Origin of the sequence: Gemmobacter aquarius (assembly GCF_003060865.1) — a bacterium.
GTDB lineage: Bacteria > Pseudomonadota > Alphaproteobacteria > Rhodobacterales > Rhodobacteraceae > Paragemmobacter > Paragemmobacter aquarius.
The window spans coordinates 1960475-1976794 of the sequence record NZ_CP028918.1 but is presented as its reverse complement, the minus strand read 5'-3'; the positions used below and the strand labels follow the sequence as shown (position 1 = coordinate 1976794).

The window sequence follows — 16320 nt, the reverse complement described above, 5'->3', positions numbered from 1 at the left end:
CCGGTCCGCGCCATACGGGCGCACCACCGGCCAGAGAAGGTGCGGCGCAGGGGATCCCCCCGGCGCCGCATCACAGGCTTAGGCCGCAGCGATCGACCACTTGTAGTGGTGATGCTCGAAGGTGGCGTGCATGTCGGCACCCTTCACCCGCGGGTCGAAGTGGCGGTAGATCGAGCGCCAGTAGGGCTGAACCATGACGCCCTGCTCTTGCATGATCTCTTCCAGACGCTTCATGACCGCGGAACGCTCCTTGGCGTCCGAGATCGACAGCGCCTTGGCCAGATTCTCGTCGAATTCGGCGTTCGAGAAGGCCGCTTCGTTCCATGCTTCGCCCGAACGGTAGGCCAGCGCGAGGATCTGCACGCCGAGCGGACGCATGTTCCATTCGGTTGCCGAGAACGGGTATTTCAGCCAGTCGTTCCAGAAGGTCGATCCCGGCAGGACCGTGCGCTTGATCTTCAGGCCCGCATCGCGGATCTGGGCGGCGACGGCATCACAGGTCGCAGCCTGCCAGCTGTCGTCGAGCGAGATCAGCTCGAACTCGAAGTCGCCCTTGCCGGCGTCTTTCACCTTCTGCGCGCCAGCCGCCGGATCGACGGTCAGCGGGGGCAGGGCGAAATATTCCGGATGGATCGGGCAGACGTGGTGGTTTTCGGCCACGGTGCCGAGGTTCGAGTAGCCGAGTTCCAGCACGACCTTGTTGTCGACGCACTGCACCAGACCGGTGCGGACGTTCACGTCCTTGTACTCTTCGGCCATCTGGTTGAAGCGCACGGCCAGCGTCGCAGCCGTCACGGCTTCCGACTTGGTCCAGCCCAACGCATCGAACTGCTCGATGAACTCGCCGGTCGACTGATAGGTCGCATCGAGTTCGCCCGAAGCTGCGGCGTTGACTTCCGCCGACGGATCGGTGCCGAGGTCGATATACTCGATCCGGTCGAGGTAGGGGCCGCCATAGACTGCGGTGCCCCACCACGGCTGATCGGATTTGACCAGAGTAGCCTTGACGCCCACTTCGACGACTTCGGGCTTGTACGGGCCGGTGCCGGGCGAGGTGGTCGGATCGCCATTGTCATAGGATTTGTGGACCACGCCAGCCGGATAATCGGCAAAGCCGGCGATCAGGGTGATGTCCGGCCCGTTCAGCTTCAGCTTGACGGTCAGCGGATCGACAACTGTGATCGCGCCTTCGGCGGCGGTCTTGGCTTCGGCATTCATCAGCGCGGTGCAGCGACCGGCCATCGAGTTGCCTTCGACGTTGCCATCGCACCAGCGGGTCAGGTTGTTGGCCACGTCATCGGCGGTGAAGTCGTCGCCATTGCTCCACTTGACGCCCGGACGCACTTTCAGCGTGTATTCGGTGGCGTCGGCATTGGCTTCCCACGAGTCGAGCAGCATGCCGCGGATCGAGCCGTCGTTGTTGTATTCGGTCAGATATTCCAGCCAGCCGCGGGTGATGTTGCCAAGCTGCGACCAGTCGGCGGTGCGCGGGTCTTTCAGCGCCTTGATCTCCATCGACATGCGCAGCGTGCCGCCCATGGCAGGCGTGTCTTGCGCCATGACCGGAGCGGGCAGGCCCAAAAGGCCATAGGCCGCAGCGGCAGAAACGCCCAGCGCGGTGCTGCGGGCGAGGAATTCGCGGCGCGACATCTGTCCGGCGCGGGTTTCTTCGGCATACATCCGTGCCGCCGGATGGACCTTGGCCCCGGTGGTATTGTCTAGCATCTGGATCTCCCTGTCAGGCAATGGCTTATTTTTGTTGTGGCGGTTTCGCCCTGCGGTTGAACGCGCGCCGTCGGCCGGAATGGTAGGCCAAAGGCGGGCGTGTGCCAGTCAGGAACGAACCTCGCAGCCCCCATAGCGCATCTTTTTCCCGCGTCCGTCAACGCTTGGTTTCGCCCCTTCATGTCACGTTAGCGACAGGTTCGGGCGCGAATATCACATTGACAGCGCTGATCACCCTGCGCGGCGAAAGGCGCTTGGGGATTTTCCGGTCAGATGCTGGAAGGCGCGGGTGAAATAGGCCGCCGATGTAAAGCCGAGACTTTCGCCGATCGCGCCGACGGGCATCTTCGTCTCGGCAAGCAGACGTCGCGCCTCGAAGATTCGGCGATCCTGCAACAGATCGATGGCAGAGCGTCCGCAGGCGATCCGGCAGCAGCGCGTCAGATGCGTGGCCGTAACACCCAGTGCCGCCGCCATGTCGCCCACGCCCGATCCGCTACGGAATTCGCGCTCGAGAAGGGCGGTGTAGCGCGACACCAGCCGCTTGGCGGCGTCGGGCTTGGTCTGTTCGGGTGCGGCCTTTGCCACCTGCCGTTCCAGCCAGACGCCGAGCAACCCCAGATGCAGCTTTGCCGCCCGTTCATGGGCCGGCTGGCCGGAATTGATCTCGCGCAGGACGGTGTCGATCAACACGTTCAACTCTTGCTGGGCGTGAACTTCCCTGATCCGCAGCAAGTGCGGGGTGGCGGGCAGGGGAATGCCACCCCCGCGCCCGAAAAACACGGCTGTGCCAAAGACTTGCGGGCCGACCTCGAAGCCGTGCATGACCCCTGCCGGAATGAAGATCGCGTTGTTCGCAGTATAGCCGCGCGTCGATCCGGCAATTGTGATCCGGCCCTGACCCTTGGTGAACCACAGCAACAGCGGTTCCGATACCGATCGCATCGCCTCGACCCGCCAGCGCCCGCCGGCCGCCAGCCGGGGAATGGCCACCAGCCTCGGCTCCGACGGGAGGGAGGCGGGAATTTCGGTGTCGATACTGCGCGTCATCGCAAAAGGCTGCCCCGTCATGTTAGCGAATTTTAATCACGTGGCGCGACACAACCCAAGCGGAAAATGCAGCGCAGCAATGCACGCGGGATCGTCGGAACTGGCCAAAGCGGCACGGCGGAAAATCGTGCAAGATGCGAGGTCAGGCCAGATGTGCAGTCATGGCAAATCAACAGTCCGCCAAGACCCCATCCGCGACCGGAACCAGGTGCGCTGCCGCTTGGCATATTGCCGCGAGGCGATCTTGGCCGCAGCCACGGCGTCTTCCAACGCCATATTTCCTTGCAGAAAGGCCATCATTTCCGGCGCCCCGATGGCGCGGGCATAGGGCTCCGAGGGTTTCCAGAACATCCGCTCTGCCGCAACCTCGTCCAAAGCGCCCGTCGCGATCATCGCATCGAACCGGCGGTCGATGCGCGCGTTCAGCCAATCGACTTCGGGCCGCAGCACCAGCGCCTCGACACGCGACAGCGGCATCAGCGGCGGCGCGGTACCCTCCTGCCAGGCGGCAAGCCCGCGCCCCGTGGCGCGCAACACCTCCCAGGCCCGCTGCACCCGCGCAGGGTTCAACAGGTCGATCCGCCCCGCCGTCGCAGCATCGAGCTCGTCGCGCAGGGCAGCGAACCCCTCGGCCTTGCGCCTTTCGTCAGCCTCGGCCCGAACTGTCGCAGGCACTGGCGGAATGTCGGCCAGACCTTCTGTAAGGGCCGAAAAATAAAGTCCCGTCCCGCCCACGATCACGACGGGCCGATCAAGCAGCCCCGCCACCTCGCGCAGCCAATGTCCCACGGAATAAGGCTGGGCCCGCCCCACATGGCCGTAAAGCGCATGCGGCACCGCCGTCTCGTCTTCGACCGGCGGCCGCGCCGTCAGCACCCGCCAACAGCCATAGACCTGCAAGGCATCGGCATTGACCACGACCCGCCCGTCCCGCGCCGCAAGCTCCAGCGCCAGCGCCGACTTGCCGCTCGCCGTCGGCCCCGCGACCAGCACGGGGGCTTCCCGCGATATGCTCTCGATCGGTATCAAACCCTCGCGCCCCTTTCGTCTTGCCCCGAATTCAGCAGGTGCTTGTCCAAGGGTGGGGTCCGGGGAGGGCACGCGGCCTCCCCGGTCTTTGCCACCGAACCGCCGTTCACAGGTTGAACCCGCCCGCGTTTTCATACATTTTGCGGCCCAGTCAAACCATATTGCATAAAGCGGGGTCTCCCATGTCGAAACCGGTCCTTGAGCCATCGGCCAAATACAGCCGCGTCATGCTCAAGATATCGGGCGAGGCGCTTATGGGTGACCAAGGTTTCGGCCTGCACCCCCCGACCGTGCAGCGCATCGCCTCCGAAGTGAAATCGGTGCAGGAAATGGGCGTCGAGATCTGCATGGTGATCGGCGGCGGCAACATCTTCCGCGGTCTCGCAGGCTCGGCGCAGGGGATGGAGCGGACCACCGCCGATTACATGGGCATGCTCGCCACCGTAATGAACGCTCTGGCCATGCAATCCGCACTCGAAGGCCTTGGCGTCTTTACCCGTGTCATCAGCGCCATCCCGATGGATCAGGTCTGCGAGCCCTACATCCGCCGCCGCGCCGTGCGCCACCTGGAAAAGAAGCGCGTGGTGATCTTTGCCGCAGGCACCGGCAACCCCTATTTCACCACCGACACCGCTGCCACCCTGCGCGCCAACGAAATGGCCTGTCAGGCGATCTTCAAGGGCACCAAGGTCGACGGTGTCTATGATAAAGACCCCAAGAAATTCACCGACGCCAAGCGCTACGACACCGTCAGCTACGACGAATGCCTTGCCAAGCACCTCGGCGTCATGGATGCCTCGGCCATCGCGCTGGCGCGTGACAACAGCCTGCCCATCATCGTCTTCTCGCTCGACGAACCCGGCGGTTTTCGCGGCATCCTGCGCGGCGAGGGCACCTATACCCGTGTGCAGGGCTAAAGCGGGGTGGGTGGGTCAATGACCCACCCTACGGGCAAGTTGCGCCAAGCGTCAGGAAACCTGTTCCGCGCGGGCTTCGCTCTGCTATAGAGCAAGGAAACTACTGCGGCCCGACGTCTTTGTCGCGCCGCGGACCGGATGAAGGAAGACCGACATGTCGCAAGACGATCTCGAAATTGACCTCGACGCGATCCAGCGCCGCATGGATGGCGCGATGACGGCGCTCAAGGTTGAATTCGCCTCGCTCCGCACGGGGCGCGCCTCGGCACAGATGCTCGACAACATCCAGGTCGATGCCTACGGCCAGATGACGCCGATCAACCAGATGGGCACCGTGAACGTCCCCGAACCCCGCATGGTGGTGATCAACGTCTGGGACAAGGGCATGATCTCCAAGGTCGAAAAGGCGATCCGCGAGTCGGGTCTGGGCATCAACCCCGTCACCGACGGCCCGCTGATCCGCCTGCCGATCCCCGAATTGAACGAGCAGCGCCGCAAAGAGTTGACCAAGGTCGCGGCGCAATACGCCGAAAGCGCCAAGGTCGCGATCCGCAACGTGCGCCGCGACGGAATGGACCAGATCAAGAAGGCCAAGACCGCCGGCCTGGGCGAGGATGACCAGAAGATGTACGCCGACGAGGTGCAGGAGCTGACCGACAAGGCCATCGCCGCCGTCGACAAACAGCTGGAGCAGAAGCAGGCCGAGATCATGCAGGTCTGACGCCCCGGCGCAGCAGGGCGACGTTAGGGCAGGGCGGGAATTTTCGCAGAAAATTCGTCGCCCCAAGGTAAAGCGCGGCGGGAGAGCAGGTTTGGCAAAGGCCAAAAGCACAGAACCGGACCACCAGCCTCGCCCCGCGGCGCATGTGGCGATCATCATGGACGGCAATGGCCGCTGGGCCACCTCGCGCGGCTGGCCGCGCCTTGTCGGCCACCGTCGCGGGGCCGAGCGCGTGCGCGAGATCGTCCGCGCCTGCCCGAACCTCGGCATCCGCTATCTGACCGTCTACGCTTTTTCGACCGAGAACTGGAAACGCTCGACCGAAGAAGTTCTTGGCCTCATGGCGATCTTTGCCCGCTACATCGACCGCGAGGCCGACCGTCTGCTGGCCGAAGGCGTGCGCCTGCGCTTCATCGGCGACCGCTCGCGGCTTGACCCCAAATTGCAGCGCATGATGGCAGGGATCGAAGAGCGCACCGCAAACGGCACCCGCCTGACCTTTACCGTGGCGATCAACTACGGCGGCCGCGACGAGATCACCCGCGCCATGCGTGCCCTTGCGCTCGATGTCGCCCAAGGCCGCCTTACCGCTGCCGAAGTGACCGATGCCGCGATCACCGCGCGCCTCGACACCGCGGGCCTGCCCGATCCCGATCTGGTGATCCGCACCAGCGGCGAGACGCGGACCTCGAACTTCCTGCCTTGGCAGACGGCTTACGCCGAATACGAATTCACCCCCACGCTCTGGCCCGATTTCACCGCGCATGAACTGGCCGAGATCGTCGCCCGCTTCGGCGCGCGCGACCGCCGTTTCGGAGGCGTGAAGCAGGCATGATCCCCCCGACACAAGCCCCGCCCGATCCGAACAGATGGGCCGACCTGCGCCCCCGCGTGCTGTCTGCCATAGTCATGGTGGCGGTTGGTGCTGCCGAAATCTGGCTTGGTGGCCGCTCGTTCGCGGCGCTTGCGATCCTTCTGACCGGCGGGATGATCTGGGAACTTGCCCGTATCACCTCGCCCGCCCGCCGCAAAACGCCGCTTGCGATGGCGCTGGTGGGCGGCTTTGCCCTTCTGGGGGCGATCCTGCTGCGCGGTGATCTGGCCACCGCCGCCTTGCTGATCCCGTCCCTCGCGCTGGCGCTGACGCCGCGCCGCGACCGCCGCATTGCCGCCACCTATGCCGCCGCCATCATGATCGCGGGCTACGGGCTGGTCGAGTTGCGCTTTTCCAACGGGCAAAGCGCGATCCTGTGGCTGATCTCGGTCGTGGTCGTGTCGGATGTGGCGGGCTATTTCGCCGGTCGCATCCTTGGCGGTCCGAAATTCTGGCCCGCCGTAAGCCCCAAGAAAACATGGTCGGGCACCATTGCGGGCTGGATCGGGTCGGTGGTGGTGGGGTTTTTGTTCTACCTTGGCGGCTATGGCAACGCGGGTGTGTTGCTGCTGTCGCCTGTCATCGCCTTTTCCGGCCAGCTTGGCGACATCGTCGAAAGCTGGCTGAAACGCCGTGCGGGCATCAAGGACTCGTCCGCCCTGATCCCCGGCCATGGCGGGCTGCTCGACCGGTTCGATGCGCTGATCGGGGCCACCGTCGCGCTTATGCTCATCGGGCTGATCCTGCCCTTGCCGATACACTGACATCATGCGTTCAATTTCCATCTTCGGGGCCACAGGCTCCATCGGCGAAAGCACCTTCGATCTGATCGTCAGGGCAGGGGGGGCCGATGCCTTCCGCACCGTGGCGCTGACCGGATCGGCCAATATCGCCCGCCTTGCCGAAATGGCCCGCACCCTGCGCGCCGAAATCGCCGTGACCGCCGACCCCGCGCGCCTCTCCGAGCTGCGCGAGGCGCTGGCGGGCAGCGGTGTTCAGGCCGCCGCCGGACCCGACGCCATCGCCGATGCCGCCGACCGCCCCGCCGATTGGACCATGTCGGCCATCGTGGGGGCGGCGGGCCTTGTGCCGGGTCTTCGTGCGCTGCGCCACGGGCGCACATTGGCGCTGGCCAACAAGGAAAGCCTTGTCACCGCAGGGGCGCTGCTTCTGGGCACCGCCCGTCAGCACGGCGCAACGATCCTGCCGGTCGACAGCGAACATTCCGCCGTCTTCCAGGCCCTGACCGGCGAAGATACCGCCGCGGTCGAGCGTGTCATAATCACCGCCTCGGGCGGGCCGTTCCGCGACTGGCCGCTGGAACGGCTGAAAGCTGCGACCGTGGCCGAAGCCAAGGCGCACCCGAACTGGTCGATGGGCAACCGCATCAGCATCGATTCGGCTTCGATGTTCAACAAGGCGCTCGAACTGATCGAAACGCGCGAGTATTTCGGCTTCGACCCCGACATGATCGAGGCCGTGGTCCATCCGCAAAGCATCGTTCACGCACTTGTCGGTTTCCGCGACGGGGCCGTGATGGCGCATCTCGGCCCGCCCGACATGCGCCACGCCATCGGCTTCGCGCTGAACTTTCCCGACCGCGCGGCGCTGCCGGTCGCGCGGCTCGATCTTGCCAAACTTGGCAGCCTGACCTTCCAAGCACCTGATCCGGAACGCTTTCCTGCGCTGCGCCTGTCGCGCGAAGTGATGCGTATCCGCGGCCTGTCGGGGGCGGCCTTCAACGCTGCCAAGGAGATCGCTCTCGACCATTTCATGGAGGGGCGTCTGGGTTTTCTCGACATGGCCGGCCTTGTCGAGGCCACGCTTGCCCGTCTTTCGTCCGAGACAGGCCTTGGAAATGCCGCCACCACCCTTGAGGACGTGTTAGGCATGGACCATCTGGCAAGGGTGCGGGCCAACGAACTGGCCAAGACATTGCAAACGGACAGGTAGAGCTTTTGGATATTTCGACCCTTATTCCCAGCTTCGGCGGCCTCGGTTTCACGGTGGCGGCTTTCGTTCTGGCGCTTTTGATCATCGTTTTCGTGCATGAATACGGCCATTACATCGTCGGCCGCTGGTCGGGCATCCATGCCGAGGTGTTCTCGCTCGGCTTCGGCCCGGTGATCTGGGCACGCACCGACAAGCGTGGCACGCGCTGGCAACTGGCCGCACTGCCCTTTGGCGGCTACGTCAAATTCCTTGGCGACACGAACGCCGCCTCGGCGGGTCATGCCGACGATCTGGGCGCCATGTCCGCCCAGGACCGTCGCGCCACCATGCATGGCGCACCGCTCTGGGCGCGCGCCTCTACCGTCGCGGCAGGGCCGCTGTTCAACTTCGTGCTCTCCATCACTATTTTCGCGGCACTCTTCATGGTCAAGGGCGTCGCCACCGACATGCCGGTGATCGGCACGCTCAAACCCATGCCCTCCGAAACCCGCAGCGTCAAACCGGGCGATGCGATCATCGGCCTCGATGGCCAGCCCGTCACCGGCTTTTCCGGCTTCATGGACCAGATCGCCGGCCTGCCGCCTTCGGCCACGGTCGATTACACCATCCGCCGCGACGGCAGCGAACAGACCGTGACGGGGCCCTTCCCCTTGCCGCCGCTCGCCGATGCGGTTGCCGGAAATTCCGCAGCACAGGAAGCGGGTCTGGAGCGGGGCGATGTGGTGCTTTCTGTCAACGGCACCCCGATCACCGCCTTTTCGCAGTTGCGCGACATGGTCGGTGCCTCTGACGGCAAGCCGCTGCAACTGCAGGTCTGGCGCGCCGGAACAACCTTTGACGCCGAACTGCAACCGCGCCGGATGGACCTGCCACTGGCCGAGGGCGGCTTTGAAACCCGCTGGCTGATCGGCGTGTCGGGCGGGTTGTTCTTCGACCCCGAAACCCGCACCCCCGGCCCGTTCGAGGCGGTCAAACTCGGCGCGCAGCAAAGCTGGACCATCGCCTATACCTCGGTCTCGGGCCTTTGGCACATGATCACGGGCGCGATATCGTCGTGCAACCTGCAAGGTCCGCTCGGTATCGCCGAAACCTCGGGTCAGGCTGCAAGCATGGGGTTTTCCAGCTTCATCTGGTTCGTCGCGATGCTTTCTACCGCTGTGGGACTGATGAACCTGTTTCCCGTCCCCGTGCTTGATGGTGGCCATCTGGTGTTTTTCGCCTACGAGGCGGTTGCGGGCAAACCCCCGACCCAGCGCGTGCTGCATGTGATGATGTCGGTCGGGCTGGCGGTGATTCTCGGTTTGATGGTCTTTGCCCTCGGCAACGACATCTTCTGCCCCTGATTGCGCGCTGCGGTCAAAATACAGCCACAATCTTTGCCCATACCCGATCTGTCGAATAGTCAGATCGGGGGTTTTCTGAAATGCAAACCTTGGCACGCGGATACCGTGGCTTGTCTCTCATGGTCGGCCTGAACTCCGACCGCATGTTTTCTGCCGCCGTCATGGTCGCGGGGTTGCTGGCCGGTGCGTTCATCGGCACGATGATCCTTGGCGTCGCGCCATAAATCCGGCCAGCAAAAGGGTGTTTGCGGCATAAAGCCGGCTTGGCCCTTTTGACATCTCTCGCGCTTCCCGCTAGTGAGAGACACAACAACTTGTATGAAATGCGGGGCCGGGACATGCAGACGATCAATGGGGTTCGCAAAGCGTCCAAACGCGGCATGCTGCGTCCGGCGCTCGTCGCCGCGATGCTTGCCTCATCGGCGCTGACCGCTCCGGTCGTCTCGCCCGCCTTCGCGCAAAGCTACAGCTTCTCGTCGGTTCAGGTCGAAGGCAACGCGACGATCGAAACCGCCACCGTACTGTCCTACGCCAAGATCGGGCGCGGTCAGGAAATCTCGGGCGCGGCGCTGAACGACGCGTATCAGCGCATCGTCAACTCGGGCCTGTTCGAATCCGTCGAACTCGTCCCTTCGGGCAACACGCTGGTCATCAAAGTCGTCGAATACCCGCAGATCAACATCGTCAACTTCGAGGGCAACAAACGCCTCAAGGACGAAGAACTCGCCACCATCGCCAAATCGCAATCACGCCGCGTCTATTCGCCCAGCCAGGCCGAAGCCGACGCCGCCGCCATTGCCGAGGCCTACCGTCAGGGCGGGCGCATCGCGGCCACGGTCGATCCGCGCATCATCCGCCGCGATGGCAACCGCGTCGATCTGGTGTTCGAGATCACCGAAGGCAAGGTCGTCGAGATCGAGCGCCTTTCCTTCAACGGCAACCGCGCCTTTTCCGACCGCCGCCTGCGTCAGGTGCTTTCCACCAAACAGGCCGGTCTGTTGCGCGCCATCATCAAGCGCGACACTTTCGTTGCCGAACGCATCGATGTCGACAAGCAGCTTTTGCGCGATTTCTACCTGTCGCGCGGCTATGCCGACGTGCAGGTGCTTGACGCATCCAGCGACATCGCCCGCGAACGTGACGCCTATTTCGTGACCTTCAGCATCCGCGAAGGACAGTCCTTCAACATCGGCACCGTCAGCACCGTTTCGGAAATCCCGAACGTCGAGACCGCCGAATTCGAGGCCGTTCAACGCATCCGCAGCGGCGAAACATGGTCGCCTGCGCTGATCGACAACAACGTGACCCGCATGGAAAACCTTGCACTTCGCAAGGGGCTGAACTTCGTGCGCGTCGAACCCCGCATCATCCGTGACGAACGGGGCGGCATCCTGAACGTGCAATTCGCCCTCGTGCGGGGGGAAAAGGTCTTCGTCGAACGCATCGACATCGAAGGCAACACCACCACCGTCGATCAGGTCATCCGCCGCCAGTTCCGCACCGTCGAAGGCGACCCCTTCAACCCGCGCGAAATCCGCCAATCGGCCGAACGCATCCGCGCGCTCGGATATTTCAGCGACGCGCAGGTCAATGCCGAACCGGGCAGCAGCGCCGATCAGGTCGTGGTCAACGTCGATGTCGTCGAACAGCCGACGGGCTCATTGTCGCTCGGTGCCAGCTATTCGGTGTCCGACGGTGTCGGCCTGAACATCGGCTTTTCCGAACCGAACTTCCTCGGACGCGGGCAGGCAGTTTCGGCCAACGTCACCAGCGGCACCGATTCGAACGCCGCGAGCTTCTCGTTCGCCGAGCCGGCGTTCCTTGGCCGCGACGTCACGCTGAAATTCTCGACCGCCTACCGCGAGACGAGCAGCCAGAACGCCGCCTACGACACGCAGTCATTCTCGCTCTCGCCCTCGCTCGAATTCCCGGTCAGCGAACTCGGCCGTCTGGAAACCCGCTTTACCATCGGCCAGACCACGCTCAGCGGTGTTGAACCCACAAGCTCGTTCATCCTGCAACGCGATGCCGCCCGCGAGGGTATCACCACCAGCTCGATCGGCTACACCTTCAGCTACGACACCCGCGTGAGCGGCGTGAACCCCAAGGGCGGCGTACTGCTGCGCTTCAGTCAGGATTTCGCGGGCCTCGGCGGGGATGAAAGCTATATCCTGACCAGCGGCCTGGCGCTGGCGGAAAACAAGATATTCAAGGAAGAAGTCACCGTCCGTGCCATCTTCGAAGGCGGTGCACTCGCCATGCTGGGCGACAATCCCAGCCGTGTGACCGACCGCTTCTTCGGCAACGGCAAGATCCGCGGCTTCGAATCGAACGGTATCGGCCCGCGCGACCTCGTGGCCGAGAATCAGGATGCGCTCGGTGGCAACCTCTTTGCCGTGGCCCGTTTCGAAGCCGACTTCCCGCTTGGCCTGCCCGAAGAATACGGGATCGGCGGCGGTCTGTTTCTCGACATCGGTTCGGTCTGGAGCCTCGATGACCTCGATGGTGGCACCACCGCAAATGGGCCGGGCGCTGTGGATGACGGCTTGCATCTGCGCTCGTCGCTCGGCTTTTCGGTGTTCTGGGACACGCCGCTCGGGCCGTTGCGCTTTAACTTCTCCAAGGCGCTGGTCAAGCAGGATTACGACAAGGAACAGGCGTTCGACCTGACCATTTCGACCAAGTTCTGATGCGCGGCGCGGCGTTGCGTCTGGCCGCGCTTCTTATCGCGGCAACCACACTCGGGGCAGGGGCGCAGGATGCGCCCCCCGCTCCTTTGACGAAAATTCCATCACCGATTTTGACCCTCGACCGCGACCGGCTGTTTGCCGAAACCCTGTTCGGCAAGGCGGTCGATGCGCGCTTCAAGGCCGATAGCGACGCGTTGATTGCCGAAAACCTGCGGCTGGAAAAGGCGCTCGAAGCCGAAGAACGCGACCTGACCGACCGCCGCGCCACGCTGCCCGCCGACAGGTTCCAGATCCTTGCCAGGGATTTCGACACCAAGGCAGAAGGGATCCGTTCCGCCCAGGAAGCCAAATCCCGCACCATCGCCGCCAAGCGCGAGGCCGAACAGCAACGCTTCCTCGAAGCCGCGATTCCGGTGCTTGGCGATCTGATGCGCGACAGCGGCGCGGTCGCGATCTTCGACAAGAATTCGATTATCCTGTCGCTGCGCGGCATCGACGTGACCGATACCGCAATCGCCCGCATCGACACCGTCCTCGGCACGGGTGACGGGCCTCCAACCACGGCACCCTCTCCGGAACCCAAGCCGAAGCCCTGATGCTTGTCTCGTCCGGCCCAAGTTGCTAGTCACTTGCCCATACAGCGCCCCAAGGCGTGGCACCGGCCCGAAAGCGGGTCATGCAGGGACAGATTGAAGGAGATTTCGATGACAAACGGCGCAGCCCTTAGCGCGGACCTCGATCTGATCCAGCGGATCATCCCGCACCGCTACCCCTTTCTTCTGGTCGACAAGGTGCGCGACATCATCGTCGGCGAAAGCTGTGTCGGCATCAAGAACGTCACCATCAACGAACCGCAATTCACCGGCCACTTTCCCGGCATGCCGATCTTTCCGGGTGTGATGATCATCGAAGCCATGGCGCAGACCTCCGGCATTCTCGTCGGGTTGACCATGGACCTCGTCGACAAACAGGCCAAGGTTTTCTTCATGGGCGTCGACGGCGTCAAATTCCGCCGCAAGGTCGTGCCGGGCGACGTGCTCGAACTGCATGTCAAAGCCCTGCGCGGCGGCGGCAAAGTCTGGAAATTCGAAGGCCGCGCCATGGTCGAAGGCGAACTCGCCTGCGAAGCCACCTTCATGGCCATGTTCGATGTGCCCAAGGCTGACCCCAAGGCTGACCCCAAGGCTGACCCCAAGGCTGACCCCAAGGCTGACAAGGCCGATACATGACCATCCACCCGACAGCCCGCATCCACCCCTCGGCGGTGATCGAAGACGGGGCGACCATCGGCGCAGGCGCATCGGTAGGCCCCTTCAGCCTGATCGGTCCCGATGTCACGCTGGGCGAAAACGTGGTGGTCAAAAGCCACGCCGTGGTGACAGGCTGGACCGAGATCGGCGATGAAACGGTGATCTTCCCCTTCGCCACCGTGGGCGAGGTGCCGCAAGACCTGAAGTACAAGGGCGAGAAAACCCGCCTGATCGTCGGCAAACGCTGCCGCATCCGCGAGGCGGCAACCCTGAACCTCGGCACCGAAGGGGGCGGCGGCATCACCCGCGTCGGCGACGATGTACTTATCATGACCGGCGCGCATGTCGGCCACGATGCCCGGATCGGCGACCGCGTGATCCTTGTGAACCACGTCGCCATCGCGGGCCATTGCGTGCTGGGCGATGATGTCATCGTCGGAGGCTTGTCCGGCGTGCACCAATGGGTCCGCATCGGACGCGGCGCGATCATCGGTGCCGTGACCATGGTCACGAATGACGTGATCCCCTACGGCCTCGTGCAGGCCCCGCGCGGAGAGTTGGACGGGCTGAACCTCGTCGGTCTCAAACGTCGCGGCGTCGAGCGCGCCGACATCACCGCATTGCGCGCCGCCTACCAGATGCTGGCACAGGGCGAGGGTACCTTTCTGGACCGCGCCCGCCGCCTGCAGGAAGAAACCGACAGCATCCATGTGCGCGAGATGACCGAATTCATCCTCGCCGCCTCGGACCGCTCTTTCCTGACGCCGAAATGACGCTCGCCCTCATCGCAGGGGCAGGGGCCTTGCCCGCCGCGCTGGTGGCAGCCCTGCCGCAGCGCCCCTATATGGCCGCACTCGACGGTTTCATGCCCGCTGGCGTGACACCCGACACCAGTTTCCGCGTCGAACGGCTGATGCCCTTCCTGCGCCAACTCGAAGACGCAGGCGTCACCCGCGTCTGTTTCGCCGGAGCAGTGCAGCGCCCGCGCCTTGACCCCGCACTTTTCGACCCCGCCACAGCCACCATCGTCCCGCGCCTTCTGGCCGCGATGGGGCAGGGCGATGATGCGACGTTGCGCGAGGTTCTGGCGATCTTCGAGGAAGCCGGCTTCGCCATAACCGGCGTGCCCGACATTGCCCCCGCCCTCGTCCCCGCCGCAGGCCTCTACGCCGGAGCGATGACTCCCCGCGACGAGTCTGACGCCATCCGCGCCGCCACCATCACCGCCGCCTTGGGCCGCGTCGACGTGGGGCAGGGCGCGGTGGTGCAACAGGGCCTCTGTCTCGCCGTCGAAACCCTGTCGGGCACCGATGCCATGCTCGCCTCGGTCGCCGCCCTGTCCCACCTGCGCCCCGCAGGCGCAAAGGGCCTGTTCTACAAAGCCCCCAAACCCTTGCAAGACCGCCGGATCGACCTGCCCACCCTTGGCCCCGACACGGTGGAGAACGCGGCCAAAGCCGGCCTCGGCGGTATCGTATGGGAAGCGGGCGGCGTGATCACCCTGAACCTGCCCGCCATGATCGAAACCGCCAACCGCCACGGTCTTTTCCTGTGCGCGCGGACGGCCTGACCCTGTTCCTCGTCGCCGGGGAACCCTCCGGCGACCGCCTTGGCGCAGCCCTGATGCGCGGCCTCCTGCAACTCGAACCCGCCACCCGTTTCCTTGGGGTCGCAGGCCCCGAGATGCAGGCAGCAGGCATGGCCAGCCTTTTCCCGATGGAGGAACTCTCCGTCATGGGGCTGGCCGAGATCATCCCCAAATACCGCGCCCTAAAGCGCCGCATTCACCAGACCGCCCAAGCCGTGATCGACGCAGGCCCCGATGCGCTGGTCACCATCGACAGCCCCGATTTCGGCCTGCGGGTCGCGGCAATCGTCAAAGCCGCCCGCCCGGAGATCCGCACCATCCACTACGTCGCGCCCTCGGTCTGGGCATGGCGCCCCGGACGCGCAGCGAAAATGGCCCGCCACATCGACCATGTGCTGGCCCTTCTCCCCTTCGAGCCGCCCTATATGCAGGCCGCGGGCATGACCTGCGATTTCGTCGGCCATCCGGTCGTTTCCGACCCCCTCGCCACACCCGGGGAACGCGCAGCCTTCACCGGAACCGGCCCTCTCATCCTCGCCCTTCCCGGATCACGCAAGGCCGAGGTGACCCGCCTCGCGCCCATCCTCGGCCAAACCCTCGCGCGGCTGCAAACACAGCACCCCGACCTGCGCGTGGCCCTGCCGACCGTGCGACACGTCGAACCCCTCGTGCGCGAGCTGACCGCCACATGGCCGGTCCAGCCGGAAATCATCACCGACCCCGCCCGCAAACGCGGCGCCTTCGCCGCAGCCACCGTCGCCATCGCAGCCTCGGGGACCGTCTCTCTGGAACTCGCCGCCAACGACTGCCCGATGGTCATCGCTTACGACATGAACCCCGTCACCCTATGGCTGATGCGCCGCGCGGCCCTGATCGACACGGTGACGCTGGTCAACCTCGTCTCCGAAACCCGCAGCGTCCCCGAATTCATCGGCCCCGACGCCACCGCCGACCGCATCGCTACGGCCGTCCTCGCCCTCATCGCCAACCCCGAATCCCAAGCCGAGGCGATGCGAACCACCATGCACCGCCTCGGCAAAGGCGGCGAAGCTCCGGGCCTGCGCGCCGCCCGCTCGGTCCTCGCCCACCTGCCCGCATTTTCTGTCTGAAAATATCCCACGGGGGCGCGGGGGTGTGAAACCCCCGCTCCGCCAGCGGCCAAGCGCGCAACGCTCCCGAC

Annotated in this window: 16 protein-coding genes; 13 read left to right on the top strand and 3 right to left on the bottom strand. The window is 64.6% G+C overall.

Annotated features, from left to right (window positions below; translation table 11 throughout):
• Positions 1–78: 78 nt before the first annotated feature.
• The 3 genes from HYN69_RS09480 to miaA all read right to left on the bottom strand — a co-directional run bounded on the left by HYN69_RS09480 (position 79) and on the right by miaA (position 3804).
• Positions 79–1725, bottom strand: coding sequence for an ABC transporter substrate-binding protein (locus HYN69_RS09480; protein WP_230426363.1), 1647 nt, complete (start codon positions 1723–1725; stop codon positions 79–81).
• Positions 1726–1956: 231 nt separating this feature from the next.
• Positions 1957–2775, bottom strand: coding sequence for an AraC family transcriptional regulator (locus HYN69_RS09475; protein ID WP_108437130.1), 819 nt, complete (start codon positions 2773–2775; stop codon positions 1957–1959).
• 159 nt (positions 2776–2934) lie between these two features.
• Positions 2935–3804, bottom strand: coding sequence for a tRNA (adenosine(37)-N6)-dimethylallyltransferase MiaA (gene miaA, locus HYN69_RS09470; RefSeq protein ID WP_230426362.1), 870 nt, complete (start codon positions 3802–3804; stop codon positions 2935–2937).
• A gap of 182 nt (positions 3805–3986) precedes the next feature.
• Here miaA and pyrH point away from each other — a divergent pair, with 182 nt between their 5' ends.
• The 13 genes from pyrH to lpxB all read left to right on the top strand — a co-directional run bounded on the left by pyrH (position 3987) and on the right by lpxB (position 16249).
• Entirely contained in the window at positions 3987–4721 is a 735-nt protein-coding gene (pyrH, locus tag HYN69_RS09465) for a UMP kinase (RefSeq protein WP_108435526.1), read from the top strand.
• Between the two features lie 154 nt (positions 4722–4875).
• Positions 4876–5442, top strand: a complete 567-nt coding sequence (frr, locus tag HYN69_RS09460) for a ribosome recycling factor (RefSeq protein WP_108435525.1) — start codon at positions 4876–4878, stop codon at positions 5440–5442.
• A gap of 157 nt (positions 5443–5599) precedes the next feature.
• Entirely contained in the window at positions 5600–6277 is a 678-nt protein-coding gene (gene uppS, locus HYN69_RS09455; protein WP_108437129.1) for a polyprenyl diphosphate synthase, read from the top strand.
• Entirely contained in the window at positions 6274–7080 is an 807-nt protein-coding gene (locus HYN69_RS09450; RefSeq protein WP_108435524.1) for a phosphatidate cytidylyltransferase, read from the top strand. The genes uppS and HYN69_RS09450 overlap by 4 nt, the downstream gene beginning before the upstream one ends.
• Positions 7081–7084: 4 nt before the next feature.
• On the top strand, positions 7085–8269 hold the full coding sequence (gene dxr / locus HYN69_RS09445; RefSeq protein WP_108435523.1) for a 1-deoxy-D-xylulose-5-phosphate reductoisomerase: 1185 nt from the start codon (positions 7085–7087) through the stop codon (positions 8267–8269).
• Positions 8270–8274: 5 nt separating this feature from the next.
• On the top strand, positions 8275–9612 hold the full coding sequence (gene rseP / locus HYN69_RS09440; protein ID WP_108435522.1) for an RIP metalloprotease RseP: 1338 nt from the start codon (positions 8275–8277) through the stop codon (positions 9610–9612).
• 80 nt (positions 9613–9692) lie between these two features.
• Entirely contained in the window at positions 9693–9836 is a 144-nt protein-coding gene (locus tag HYN69_RS20990; protein WP_174213614.1) for a hypothetical protein, read from the top strand.
• 156 nt (positions 9837–9992) lie between these two features.
• A complete protein-coding gene (bamA, locus tag HYN69_RS09435; protein WP_108437128.1) occupies positions 9993–12302 on the top strand; it encodes an outer membrane protein assembly factor BamA in 2310 nt (769 codons plus the stop codon).
• A complete protein-coding gene (locus HYN69_RS09430) occupies positions 12302–12898 on the top strand; it encodes an OmpH family outer membrane protein (RefSeq protein ID WP_108435521.1) in 597 nt (198 codons plus the stop codon). Before bamA ends, HYN69_RS09430 begins: the two co-directional genes overlap by 1 nt.
• A gap of 108 nt (positions 12899–13006) precedes the next feature.
• Positions 13007–13531 (top strand): 3-hydroxyacyl-ACP dehydratase FabZ, encoded by a 525-nt coding sequence (gene fabZ, locus HYN69_RS09425; RefSeq protein WP_108435520.1) that lies wholly within the window; start codon positions 13007–13009, stop codon positions 13529–13531.
• Positions 13528–14325, top strand: coding sequence for an acyl-ACP--UDP-N-acetylglucosamine O-acyltransferase (gene lpxA / locus HYN69_RS09420; protein ID WP_108435519.1), 798 nt, complete (start codon positions 13528–13530; stop codon positions 14323–14325). Before fabZ ends, lpxA begins: the two co-directional genes overlap by 4 nt.
• Positions 14322–15122: an LpxI family protein gene (locus HYN69_RS09415; RefSeq protein ID WP_108435518.1), complete on the top strand. Its 801-nt coding sequence runs from the start codon at positions 14322–14324 to the stop codon at positions 15120–15122. The genes lpxA and HYN69_RS09415 overlap by 4 nt, the downstream gene beginning before the upstream one ends.
• Positions 15119–16249: a lipid-A-disaccharide synthase gene (gene lpxB / locus HYN69_RS09410; protein ID WP_108437127.1), complete on the top strand. Its 1131-nt coding sequence runs from the start codon at positions 15119–15121 to the stop codon at positions 16247–16249. Before HYN69_RS09415 ends, lpxB begins: the two co-directional genes overlap by 4 nt.
• The last annotated feature ends 71 nt before the right edge of the window (positions 16250–16320 follow it).

What these genes read in the sequence shown, in the direction of transcription:
- HYN69_RS09480 (WP_230426363.1), bottom strand. Translation starts at nt 1,725, where the DNA reads ATGCTAGACAATACCACCGGGGCCAAGGTCCATCCGGCGGCACGGATG.
- HYN69_RS09475 (WP_108437130.1), bottom strand. Translation starts at nt 2,775, where the DNA reads ATGACGCGCAGTATCGACACCGAAATTCCCGCCTCCCTCCCGTCGGAG.
- pyrH (WP_108435526.1), top strand. Translation starts at nt 3,987, where the DNA reads ATGTCGAAACCGGTCCTTGAGCCATCGGCCAAATACAGCCGCGTCATG.
- frr (WP_108435525.1), top strand. Translation starts at nt 4,876, where the DNA reads ATGTCGCAAGACGATCTCGAAATTGACCTCGACGCGATCCAGCGCCGC.
- uppS (WP_108437129.1), top strand. Translation starts at nt 5,600, where the DNA reads ATGGACGGCAATGGCCGCTGGGCCACCTCGCGCGGCTGGCCGCGCCTT.
- HYN69_RS09450 (WP_108435524.1), top strand. Translation starts at nt 6,274, where the DNA reads ATGATCCCCCCGACACAAGCCCCGCCCGATCCGAACAGATGGGCCGAC.
- dxr (WP_108435523.1), top strand. Translation starts at nt 7,085, where the DNA reads ATGCGTTCAATTTCCATCTTCGGGGCCACAGGCTCCATCGGCGAAAGC.
- HYN69_RS20990 (WP_174213614.1), top strand. Translation starts at nt 9,693, where the DNA reads ATGCAAACCTTGGCACGCGGATACCGTGGCTTGTCTCTCATGGTCGGC.
- bamA (WP_108437128.1), top strand. Translation starts at nt 9,993, where the DNA reads ATGCTGCGTCCGGCGCTCGTCGCCGCGATGCTTGCCTCATCGGCGCTG.
- HYN69_RS09430 (WP_108435521.1), top strand. Translation starts at nt 12,302, where the DNA reads ATGCGCGGCGCGGCGTTGCGTCTGGCCGCGCTTCTTATCGCGGCAACC.
- fabZ (WP_108435520.1), top strand. Translation starts at nt 13,007, where the DNA reads ATGACAAACGGCGCAGCCCTTAGCGCGGACCTCGATCTGATCCAGCGG.
- lpxA (WP_108435519.1), top strand. Translation starts at nt 13,528, where the DNA reads ATGACCATCCACCCGACAGCCCGCATCCACCCCTCGGCGGTGATCGAA.
- HYN69_RS09415 (WP_108435518.1), top strand. Translation starts at nt 14,322, where the DNA reads ATGACGCTCGCCCTCATCGCAGGGGCAGGGGCCTTGCCCGCCGCGCTG.